Origin of the sequence: Staphylococcus simulans (assembly GCF_025561465.1) — a bacterium.
GTDB lineage: Bacteria > Bacillota > Bacilli > Staphylococcales > Staphylococcaceae > Staphylococcus > Staphylococcus simulans.
In genome coordinates, this window is the sequence record NZ_CP095100.1 from 1,870,325 (window position 1) to 1,881,804 (window position 11,480).

Annotated in this window: 11 protein-coding genes and 1 riboswitch; of the genes, 4 read left to right on the forward strand and 7 right to left on the reverse strand. The window is 36.8% G+C overall.

Going from position 1 to position 11,480, the window contains the following annotated elements; genetic code table 11:
- Positions 1-90: 90 nt before the first annotated feature.
- From MUA87_RS08780 to auxA, 3 genes are all read right to left on the reverse strand, one after another.
- The gene (locus MUA87_RS08780; RefSeq protein WP_262550561.1) at positions 91-633 is read right to left on the reverse strand and encodes a DUF697 domain-containing protein; all 543 of its coding nucleotides are present in this window, start codon (positions 631-633) and stop codon (positions 91-93) included.
- Positions 623-1,837 (reverse strand): class I SAM-dependent rRNA methyltransferase, encoded by a 1,215-nt coding sequence (locus tag MUA87_RS08785; RefSeq protein WP_156666467.1) that lies wholly within the window; start codon positions 1,835-1,837, stop codon positions 623-625. Before MUA87_RS08785 ends, MUA87_RS08780 begins: the two co-directional genes overlap by 11 nt.
- Before the next feature lie 111 nt (positions 1,838-1,948).
- Complete coding sequence (gene auxA, locus MUA87_RS08790) at positions 1,949-3,262, reverse strand: lipoteichoic acid stability factor AuxA (RefSeq protein ID WP_023015947.1); 1,314 nt, start codon at positions 3,260-3,262, stop codon at positions 1,949-1,951.
- Positions 3,263-3,496: 234 nt separating this feature from the next.
- Positions 3,497-3,599: riboswitch (TPP riboswitch) on the forward strand.
- Positions 3,600-3,704: 105 nt separating this feature from the next.
- Here auxA and MUA87_RS08795 point away from each other — a divergent pair.
- From MUA87_RS08795 to MUA87_RS08810, 4 genes are all read left to right on the forward strand, one after another.
- A complete protein-coding gene (locus MUA87_RS08795; protein ID WP_002480508.1) occupies positions 3,705-4,280 on the forward strand; it encodes an ECF transporter S component in 576 nt (191 codons plus the stop codon).
- Between the two features lie 12 nt (positions 4,281-4,292).
- Positions 4,293-5,702 carry an ABC transporter ATP-binding protein gene (locus MUA87_RS08800; RefSeq protein ID WP_023015949.1) on the forward strand — a complete coding sequence of 470 codons (1,410 nt, stop codon included), beginning with the start codon at positions 4,293-4,295 and terminating at the stop codon, positions 5,700-5,702.
- Positions 5,695-6,489 (forward strand): energy-coupling factor transporter transmembrane component T family protein, encoded by a 795-nt coding sequence (locus MUA87_RS08805; RefSeq protein ID WP_023015950.1) that lies wholly within the window; start codon positions 5,695-5,697, stop codon positions 6,487-6,489. The genes MUA87_RS08800 and MUA87_RS08805 overlap by 8 nt, the downstream gene beginning before the upstream one ends.
- Positions 6,490-6,725: 236 nt before the next feature.
- A complete protein-coding gene (locus MUA87_RS08810) occupies positions 6,726-6,950 on the forward strand; it encodes a hypothetical protein (protein ID WP_002480505.1) in 225 nt (74 codons plus the stop codon).
- A gap of 157 nt (positions 6,951-7,107) precedes the next feature.
- Here the strand turns inward: MUA87_RS08810 and purD are convergent, their stop codons facing one another.
- Genes purD through purM form a run of 4 tightly spaced genes read right to left on the reverse strand, consistent with a single transcriptional unit; the run spans position 7,108 to position 11,479 of the window.
- Positions 7,108-8,355, reverse strand: coding sequence for a phosphoribosylamine--glycine ligase (gene purD / locus MUA87_RS08815; RefSeq protein WP_105979573.1), 1,248 nt, complete (start codon positions 8,353-8,355; stop codon positions 7,108-7,110).
- A gap of 24 nt (positions 8,356-8,379) precedes the next feature.
- Positions 8,380-9,858 (reverse strand): bifunctional phosphoribosylaminoimidazolecarboxamide formyltransferase/IMP cyclohydrolase, encoded by a 1,479-nt coding sequence (gene purH, locus MUA87_RS08820; protein WP_002480503.1) that lies wholly within the window; start codon positions 9,856-9,858, stop codon positions 8,380-8,382.
- 17 nt (positions 9,859-9,875) lie between these two features.
- Positions 9,876-10,442, reverse strand: a complete 567-nt coding sequence (purN, locus tag MUA87_RS08825; protein WP_105978322.1) for a phosphoribosylglycinamide formyltransferase — start codon at positions 10,440-10,442, stop codon at positions 9,876-9,878.
- Positions 10,439-11,479, reverse strand: a complete 1,041-nt coding sequence (gene purM, locus MUA87_RS08830) for a phosphoribosylformylglycinamidine cyclo-ligase (protein WP_060803898.1) — start codon at positions 11,477-11,479, stop codon at positions 10,439-10,441. The genes purN and purM overlap by 4 nt, the downstream gene beginning before the upstream one ends.
- Between the last annotated feature and the right edge of the window lies 1 nt (position 11,480).

Sequence of the window (11,480 nt, forward strand, 5' to 3'; positions counted from 1 at the left end):
ATGACGCTAAATTCAATTTGTTTAATCCATACAGGGCAATGAATTTAGCGTTTTTGTGAAAATATGCACAATTTAATTGACAACTCGGTTTTAAATTAATTTTTTGGCAACGTTTTCACATTTATCGATGTGCTCGTACCCTAATTTTTTCATGAAATAATAACTGATTGATGCTGCGATTGCTTGACCGACAACCGGGAACCATCTTGTTTGTTTCGCAGCTGTACGTTTAGCAACATCTTTAACGACCATTTTCAAGATACCTTTTGAAACCGTACGTCCGATGAATTGACTGCCTTGGATTGATGCTGCGACTAATACACGTTCTTTTAAATCATCACTCATACGGTTCACTTCTTTATGATCTAAACCGTAAATTTTATTAATATCTTCTATAATATCTTTCATCAGCTTTAAATCGACCCCAAAATCTAATCCTGGAATCGGAATGACACTTGCTGAAGATGACAATAATGCTTTCTTTCTTACTAATTCTTCAGCGCGTTCACGTCTTTTTGCTAAATCCTTTTTATTCTTCGGTAAACGCCCTTTACCTACGACCGGATCAATTTTCAACATTTTATTTCCAATTTTGTCTGTAGATTTTTTTATGAATTTATCTTTAATCCCCATAATAGTCCTCCTCGATTATTACTTCTTCCACTTTTTCTGATACCCGAACAAAGACTACTTTTAAATATTTTGATGGTTTATAGTGCGGATGTGTTTTAAAATCTTTCGGAAGTCCCATTGCTTCTAAAATTTCAAAATCTACATCTTGTGCATCAAGCGTTCTCTTAATCATGTTTTTAAACGCTTTTGAAGTTAACGCACTTGAGTTTGTACTTAAAATTAAAGTACCTCCATCATTTAAAACAGGTAAAGCTTCTTCAATCAACTTATGATAGTCTTTTTGAACCGTAAAGACTTTCTTTTTATTACGCGCAAAACTTGGCGGATCAATAACAATCGTGTCATAAGCCTTATTGTGTCTTGCCGCATAATGATAGAAGTCAAAAGTATCCATGACATAAATATATTGTGTTTTCGGGTCAATACCATTTACCCCAAAATTCTCCTCTGTCAAACCTCTAGAACGATTTGCAAGGTCGACACTAGTCGTTTCTGCTGCTGTTTGTGCTGCAATGACAGAGAATGCCCCTGTATAACTAAATAAATTCAAAACACTGCGGTCAGGCGCATAAACATCACGTAATTTTTTACGCACTTCTTTTTGGTCTAAGAAAATTCCTGTCATCGGTCCGTCATCTAAATCAATATTATAGAACGTAAAGTTTTCTTCAATAACAATTGGGAATTCCGGTGCTTCCCCTGTTACGAAACCACTAGATACTTCACTGTCTTTAAAACGTGTCTTCTCAAAAATTGAAGTATAAGGAAAGACAGCTTGAACAGCTTCTAAAATATCAGTTCTGAACGTATAAATCCCTTTTGAATACCATTGGATTAATAAATGACGATCGTAGTAATCAATTGTTAAACCGCCGACACCGTCTCCTTCTGCATTAAACAATCTGAATGCATTTGTACCATCGATATCAAAGTAGTATTGTCGATAATCTAAAGCTTCTTCAAATAGCGCTTCAAAAAATTCTTGATTAATTTCTTCTTCAGCATCATAGCTTAAGACCCAACCTAATCCTTTATGTTGGCGCCCAACGTATGCTGTCGCAATGTATCGGCCATCATCAGTCACAATATGAAAAATATCACCATCTTCTAAATGACTATGTTCATAAATATCTTCTTCATCCACTAATGGATACTGATTTAAATACTTTTGTTCTTTACCTTTATTTAATACTGCTGTCTTCATATTATTATTCCGCCTTCTATGTGTAGTTACTTTTATCTTAACGTATCAGACGCTTCCTTTCTAAAAAGAACGTCTCAAATCCATTAAAAAAGCCGAGGAAACTTAAGTTCCTCAGCTTTTGTGTGATTCTGCTTTAGCTGGCGTACGTAATTGGATAATAAACGCAATCGTAATCGCCACAAGCATAATAAATAAAATCGGTGTAATAAAAATGGATAATAATAATCCATGAATCATAATATTGACAAATTCTGTCAACAATTTAAAGAATAAAATACTCACCATAAACAACTGCGCATAATACAATTTACCGCGTAAGAAATGCGTCAATGTTGTAATGATATAAGCGATAATCACAAGCAACAATAAGAAGAGTGTGATCCACTCGATTACATATGATGTTTGTGATAATTCCCAATCACCTGACATAAACAAACCATTACGGTTGTTTAATTCTAGTAAGGTAAATAGGAATAAAATCGCACCGCAAATCAATTCAACGATACCCGGTTTAATCCATTTTGGACGACGCATCCAAGTTGGGAAATCGTCTTCTTGCAGATTGACTTTATCTTTAACTGCTTTTTTGAAACTATCTCGTTTTCTTCTGATTTTCTCTAAATCAATACTTCTGCGTGTTCTGTATGTCAATTCTTGTGTACGTTCTTGAATTTCACGCAGCTGTTCTTTCGTTTGGCTAATTGTGCCGTTCTTGTCTGTACGTGAATACAACATTTCTTCGCCTAATTCTGCTTTAGTTAGCGGCAATGATCTTCTAAGGAATAAGAAATTCCAAATAGACATTTGACCTAAACACCACATGACAACGAAGAATGCGTTGACACTTAAAATATCAATTAACGCAATTTCATGACTTTCGATTCTGCCATATAACGAAATTTGAGAAATTAAATAACTGATTCCGTACGTACAGATAATCCATAGATAGTGCTCTTTTTGGTGCGCACTGTTCAACTCATCCTTGTACACAATGTATCCGATATGCACAATAAACGGAACCACGAATACAATCGCAAAGAAGCCGTAAACTTGTGTCATAAAGACGATTGTGATGAGGAAGAAAAAGATTCCTATTATAAGGAAGAAAATTGAGATATCATAATCATATTTTGTAGTCATAAATAATAAATAGCCAATCCATAGCAATGCAACACCGAACAAGATAATCAAGATGGCGCTGACCACTGGGAAATGACCAATAAATTGACTCATAATCCGTATTATTTCAACAAAGAAAGCATTGATGAAATCCCACACATTATTAATATGTATGTCAACCTTGCTCCCCTTCGCAAGTTTATGGATAAATGATAGATTGAGTAATACAATGATTCCAATGAAAAGTGAAACAATGCCAATAATCAAACTATAAATGATTTCAGCGTGCTTCTTTATATACGACATGTTTTTCACCTCATAGTTATTATATATGAACAATTCCATTGTGTCTTTAAAAATTAAAGTAAATCATTCTATGGTAGTATATTAGACTCAGACGCTATGCTCAATCCTAAATACACAATTTAACGTAATCTTAATGTGAACTTGCCTTTTTCATACCCGTTCTCTCTGGCTTAAATCTAAAATCACCTTGACAGAACCTATTAAAAAGCATACATTTAGTATAAATCTAATAAAGAAATACACTAGGGGTGTTTCGAACTGAGATGAAGCACAAAGCTTCAAACCCTTCGAACCTGATCTAGCTGAGACTAGCGTAGGAAAGTGTAAAGAATGAACTGGTTTAGGATTTCAGGGTAGAACCAGGGTATTCTGATGCTTATTTTCACGCTGCTTGCTAGACAAGTTTGCGTGTTTTTTTGTTTATATAGGAGGAATTGACATTATGTCTAAAGGACTTAAGCTTTCAGATATCTTAGTTACTGTGTTAATCGCAGTTATCTTTGCTATCATTTACAACATTTGGAACTTAGTGTATAAAGCCATGCAAGTGACTGGCTTACACTTAGAAGAATTATCTTACGGTATGTGGTTCGCAGCTGCTGTTGTTGCTTACTTAATCATTCCGAAAGCCGGTATTGCACTGTTAGCTGAATTCGCTGCTGGTGCTGGGGAAACAATTGTAATGGGACGCTTTGATATTGCGACAATTGTTTACGGCTTACTACAAGGTTTAGCGTGTGAAATTATTTTTGCGATTTTCCGTTATAAATCACGCAAATTAATGGTAGCGGTACTTGCTGGTCTAGCAGCCGCATTAGTTACTTTCCCTATCGACTTCTACTATGGTTATTTAGGTGAAGTAGCTGGATGGAACTTATTCTTATATGTATTCTTCCGTTGTATCAGCGGGATTGTACTTGCTGGGATTTTCCCATATTATCTTGTCAAAGCTCTGGATCAGACTGGGGTTACAAAATTATTCCGTCCTGCTTCCAAAAAGGATTATGACAATTTGTAAGGAGACATAAACGTGTTACTTGCTCAAAATTTACGACTTAAATATCCAAATGCACCAGATAAAATATTTGATGGTTTAGATATAGAAATACCTGATAAACAAAAGGTCTTATTACTCGGCCCTTCAGGCTGCGGTAAAAGTACCTTACTCAATGTATTAAGCGGCATTGTGCCGAACCTAATCGAGCTTCCAATGAAATATGACGCATTGGAAGTCGATTTAAATAGCGGCGTCATCTTCCAAGACCCAGACACACAATTTTGTATGCCAAAGGTTTATGAAGAACTCGCATTTGTGTTAGAAAATAAACAAGTGCCGAGAAAAGAGATGGACGCTTTAATTCAACAAGCATTAGCATCAGTCGACTTAGACGTTGGTCCTAAACAAACGGTTCAACAATTAAGCGGCGGTATGAAACAAAAATTAGCAATTGCTGAAACGGTGCTTCAAGAAGCAGATACATTATTCTTGGATGAACCGACTGCCATGTTAGATGTGGATGCGACAGAAGATTTATGGAATCAAATTAAAGACATGTGGCAAGAACAAACTGTCTTGATTGTAGAACATAAAGTGGAACACATTTGGGAACATGTGGATCGTGTTATTTTAATGAATCATCATGGGGAAATCATCGCAGATGATACGCCTCAAGTGATTTTACATCAACACGAAGATTTGCTGACTGAATATGGAGTATGGCATCCAAAGGCTTGGGACCATGCACCTAAAGCTGAATTATTACCGAATAAAGACATAACATCACGCTTCAAATATGAAAATGGCGAAGTCATACGTGGTAAGAAAACACTCATTCAAGTACCTGAACTCACAATCGGCGATGGTGAGTGGATTACCATCACAGGTAAAAATGGTGCAGGTAAAACCACTTTACTTGAGTCTATGATGCAATTGATTAAATATCGCGGAGAGATGTCTTATGATGGGCAACCGCTTCATAAAATTAAAGAAGCAGCAAAGCATATGTATCTGGTTTATCAAAACCCAGAACTGCAGTTCATTACGAATTCTGTTTATGAAGAAATCTTTATCAACTTCAGCGGCGAAAGCGCAAAAGCTGAAACTGAAAAACTGATTGAATTATTGAATTTAGAAGCAGTTCGTGATCAACATCCCTTCGAATTATCAATGGGTCAAAAACGACGTTTAAGTGTTGCGACTGCTTTAAGTTCACGTGCTGATATTATTTTACTTGATGAACCAACATTTGGTTTAGACAGTCACAACACGTTTAATTTATTAAATCTTTTCCAACAACGTGTTGCACAAGGTCAAACGATTATTATGGTTACGCATGACCCACATATCATTGAACGTTATCCGACAAGACGTATCGAATTACGTGACCACATGTTATGTGAAGATGTTCTATTTGAAATGGAAGGTGAAACAAATGTATGAAGCATGGAAAAAGTATTTCACCTTCGTAGATGAAGTTAATATTATCACCAAGCTTGGTTTAGGTATTTTCTTATTCTTCTTTGTGATTTTCATTCACAACTTTGATGTGATGATTTACCTAACCACTTTGATGTTTTTATTCTTACTGATTTTCGGCGGTATGAAATTGAAGGTCACTGCCCTATTCGTACTTTACACTGTGATATTCAGTATCATCTCAGCACTCTTTATGATTTTCTACGGAGATGGTACACATACCCTATTTAAATTAGGCTTTATTCATATCACAACTGAAAGTTTAGTGAGAGGACTGCATTTATCTATGCGTACGGATACCGTCACATTCTTCGGTATTGTGATGGCCTTTACGTCTCAAATTGTGATGATCTTCTACAGCCTGATGCAGCATTTGCGTGTAAAACCAAAAGTAGCCTACGCGTTTATGGCTGCCATCCGTATGGTACCGTTGATTATCAGTTCATTCATTCAACTACGTAAATCATTGAAGATGCGTTATCGTATGGTAGATAAATCAAATTATCGCGGTTTCAAGCGTGTGAAACATTTAATTATTCCGTTGTTAAGTCAAAACATACGAAAAGCACATCAACTTTCGGTTGCTATGGAGAAAAAAGGATTTAAAGATGGTAAAAGAACGTATTATTACTACGCACCATTTAGTTATCGCGACATCTTATTTATCTTATTATTCGCGGCGATATTAATTATTTCTGTAATGTTAGCTCATTATTTACCAATTACAGGAATTACTGACGTACGTGGTTGACACAAGCATTTATAATTCTTAAAATTTTTATCGGGCTGTGGTTGTCGAGCTGCAGCCCAACCAATATTTACATTTTCATTCATCCATATTTTTCCCAGCAGTGAACGGTCACCGATTCAACCGTTTACTGCTTATTTTTTATTTAACAAATATTATCGTTTAATTAAGTCAAAAGTCATATACATGTTATAATTGAAATAATCAGATTCACACAGAAAGATTGGGGGCAAAATTTCATGAAAAAACGTAATGATGCATACGAAAAAGGCTATCAACAAGCCGTCAAAGAAATTGAAACCATGTCAAAACTAAAAAATAAAAAGCGCCGTTTAAAACGTTACATTAAGAGCCGTAAACGTTCTTGGCGTTTCCATCAATTATTCAAGAGACGCAGCTCTCGCTACGTTTCTGGATATAAACAAGCTTATATTGATATGGCGAAATCATTGCCTGAAGAGTAAGGAAGTTCTGCTTCCTTGCTTTTTTATTTTGTCCCTACAATTTCATAATTAGAAGATACACGACTTAACAATAATTTATTCAAGTATTTTTCTACATACCAAAAAACAGCCGATACACAATGTACGGCTGTTTTTAGTATAAATCTATTCTTTTAAATTATGCTTCGTGTTTAATTGCTTTATCACTGATGTCACGACGATAGAATAAACCTTCACTATCAATGGCATCTGCTTTTTTATAAGCATTTGCTTTGGCTTCTTTAACTGTTTTGCCTTCACCGATCACTAAGATAACACGGCCGCCAGAAGTAACGTAATCGTCGCCTTCTTTTTTCAGACCGCTGACAAATGTAAGTCCATCTAAATCAAAGCCGCTGACTTTCACACCTTTTTCATATGAGCCAGGATAGCCTTTAGACGCTAACATCACACCTACAACAGCTTCGTCTTTCCATTTGTATTCAATCGGTTTACGTGCTTCTAGGTCTAAAATGTGCTGCATTAAGTCGCTTTCCATACGTGTTAATAATACTTGTGCTTCAGGGTCTCCGAAACGTGCATTAAACTCGATAACTTTCGGACCTTCTTCAGTTAAGATTGCGCCAATATATAGGACACCGAAGAATGGATATCCTTCTTCTTGCATTGCTTTCGCAATCGGTTGCGCAATTTCATCATTTGTACGTTTTAGTACATCTTCTGAAATATGAGGCACTGGGCAATACGCACCCATACCGCCTGTATTTGGTCCTTTATCGCCATCATATGCACGTTTATGGTCTTGTGCAATCGTATCGAAAGGTACAGCATAATCGCCATTCACAAAGGTCATGACAGAGTATTCTTCGCCTTCTAAGAATTCTTCGAATACAATTTTGCCTTGTTCTTCAGGATACAGTGTTTCGACTGCTTCTTTCGCTTCATCACGTGTCATCGCGATAATAACACCTTTACCTGCGGCAAGACCGTCTTTTTTCAAGACAACAGGAATCTTGCAATCTTCTACATATTTTAATGCATCAGATTTAGAATCCACTTCTACATATTCTGCAGTTGGGATGTCATATTTTTCCATAATACGTTTCGCAAATGATTTTGAACCTTCAATTTGTGCTGCTTTCGCACCAGGACCGAAAACTTTAACACCTGCGTCACGTAATTTGTCGCCTAACCCTTCAGTTAAAGGTTGTTCTGGACCGATGACTGCCCATTCAACTTCATGATCTACCGCAAATTTTACAATGTCATCATGTGCAGTTTCAGCAATTTCACCGTGCACTTCAGCGACAGTTTCCATTGCTGCATTTCCAGGAATTGCATACACTTGGTCAACAAGTTCAGATTGATTTAATTTGTGCGCAAGGACATGTTCACGTCCTCCGCCTCCGATTACTAATACTTTCATCTTTAGCATTTTCCTCCTGAATGATTAATGTTTGAAGTGACGTACGCCAGTCATTACCATCGCAATGCCGTGTTTGTCTGCCATATCAATAGAATCTTGGTCTTTAATAGAACCACCTGGTTGGATGATCGCTTTGATACCTGCTTTTGCTGCTAATTCTACTGTGTCATCCATTGGGAAGAAACCATCTGAAACTAATGCTACATTATCATTAATTTCAATTGCACGTTCAATCGCAATTTCTGCAGAACCGACACGGTTCATTTGACCTGCACCGATACCTACAGTTTGATGGTCATTACTTAAGATGACAGCGTTACTTTTAACAGCTGCTACAACTTTCCAACCTAATTCCATTGCTTGCCATTGTTCTTCTGTCGGTTCAACTTTAGTCACAACTTTCATGTCATCACGTGAAATTGTTTTTGTATCTTTATCTTGAACTAAATAGCCACCTGATACAGATACAAATTCTTGTTCATCGTGATCCACTGCCATATCTACTTCTAATAAGCGAATGTTTTTCTTTTGAGTTAAGACTTCAAGCGCTTCATCTGTAAATGAAGGCGCAATGACAACTTCTAAGAAGATTGAATGTAATTTTTCAGCAAGTTCTTTTGAAACTGGACGGTTAACCGCAACAATACCGCCGAAGATAGATTGGCTATCTGCTTCATACGCATTTTGATATGCTTCTTCAATTGATTCGCCAACACCAACACCACATGGGTTCATATGTTTAACCGCTACTGCAGCTGGTTCTTCGAATTTTTTAACTAATGCTAATGTCGCATCAGCATCTTTAATGTTGTTAAAGCTTAATTGTTTCCCATGTAATTGTTTAGCGCCTGCAATCGTATTGTTCGCATCTGATGTACGTACAAAGTAAGCAGTTTGTTGAGGGTTTTCACCATAACGTAATTGTTCTTTATTTTCTTTGAAGAAATTCACAATCGCATTATCGTAATCATTTGTATGTTCAAATACTTTAATCATTAATGATTTACGGAATGCTTCGTCTAATGTGTTATTTTTAAGGTGTTCAATGACTGCGTCATAGTCAGCAGGATCTACCACAGTTGTCACATGCTTGAAGTTTTTCGCAGCTGCACGTAACATTGTCGGACCACCGATATCAATGTTTTCAATCGCATCCATTTCAGTTACGTCAGGGTTTGCGACAGTTTCTTTAAATGGATAAAGGTTCACGACAACCATGTCGATAAGATCGATGCCTTTTTCTTTTAATTGTTGTAAATGTTCAGGTTTATCGCGATCAGCTAAAATACCGCCATGTACTGCTGGGTGTAATGTTTTTACACGGCCATCCATGATTTCATCAAATTTCGTTAAATCAGAAACTGATTTTACAGGAACACCCGCTTCATCTAATGCACGCTTTGTGCCGCCTGTAGAATACAACTCATAGTCTAATTCAACTAATGACTTCGCGAAGTCTACAATGCCAGTTTTGTCTGATACACTTAAAATTACTTTTTTCATGTTAGAAATTGCCCCTCTTATCGAATAATTTTTGCGATGACTCTAGGATAAAGTTCATATTCTAAATTTTTAATACGTTCTTCTAGTTGTGCTTTTGTATCATCTGGATAGATATCACATTGACTTTGTTCAATGATTTCACCTGTATCCATGCCACTGTCTACATAATGAACAGTAGAACCTGTCACTTTATCTCCACTTTCAAAGGCCTGACCAATTGCGTCAATGCCTTTGTATTTCGGTAATAAAGCCGGATGAATGTTTAAAATACGGCCTTCATACGCATTCAATAAATCTGGACCGATTAAACGCATATAGCCTGCAAGTATAATCCATTCCACTTCTTCTTCTTTTAACAATTCTAATAAACGTTGTTCATAATCACTTTTAGAATCAAAAGTTTTAGGAAGTGTCACATGGACAGGAATGTTTAATTTCTCTGCACGTTCAATCGCGAATGCATCGTCGTGATCAACATAAAGCGCTGTGATTTCAATATTATCTAATCTGCCGTCTTGAACTCGTCGTGCAATATTTTCAAAGTTGCTGCCAGAACCTGACGCAAAGATGGCTACTTTAGTCACGCTTTAACCCCCGTTAACTCGATAGGTTCTTCTTTACCTTCAACGATTTTACCGATTTTGAACGCTTCAACATTTTGACCTTTTAAGATATCTAATGTTTTATCTGCGTCCGCTTCATCTACAACTAATGTGAAACCAATACCCATGTTGAAGATATTGTACATCTCTTCAGTTGCGATTTTGCCTGCTTCTTGTAACCAATCGAATACTTTAGGTGTATTGAATGATTGAACGTCAATTTCAGCAGTGACACCTTCAGGTAAAGCACGTGGAATATTCTCATAGAAACCGCCGCCTGTGATATGTGTCATCGCATGCAATTTCACTTGTTCTTTCACAGCTAATACAGGTTTAACATATAAACGAGTCGGTTCTAAGAAAGTGTCTAAATACGTACGACCATTATCGAATTCAGCATTTAAATCAACACCTGATTCTTTAATTAAATGACGTACTAAGCTGTAACCGTTAGAGTGAATACCGCTTGAAGCTAAACCAATAATTACTTGTCCTGGTTTAACTGTTGAACCATCGATGTATTCATCTTTTTCAACTGCGCCCACTGCGAAACCAGCTAAATCGTATTCACCTTCGTGGTACATTTCGCCCATTTCAGCAGTTTCACCGCCGATTAAAGCTGTATTTGTTTCTTCACAACCATCGCTGACACCTTTAACAATTTGTTCGATGACTTCAGGTACAACTTTGTTTGTTGCGATATAGTCAAGGAAATAAAGCGGCTCTGCACCTGTTGTTAAAATATCGTTGACACACATAGCCACTGCATCGATACCGATTGTGTCATGTTTGTTGTGATCAATCGCAAGTTTCAACTTAGTACCGACACCGTCTGTACCAGAAACTAAGACAGGTTTTTGCATGTTTAATTGTGATAAATCAAACGCTGCACCGAATCCTCCTAGTCCACCTAGTACTTCTTTACGCATTGTACGTTGCACATGGCTCTTCATTCGCTCAACTGCTTCATATCCAGCATGAATATCCACACCGGCATTTTTATAAGAATCTGCTGCCACA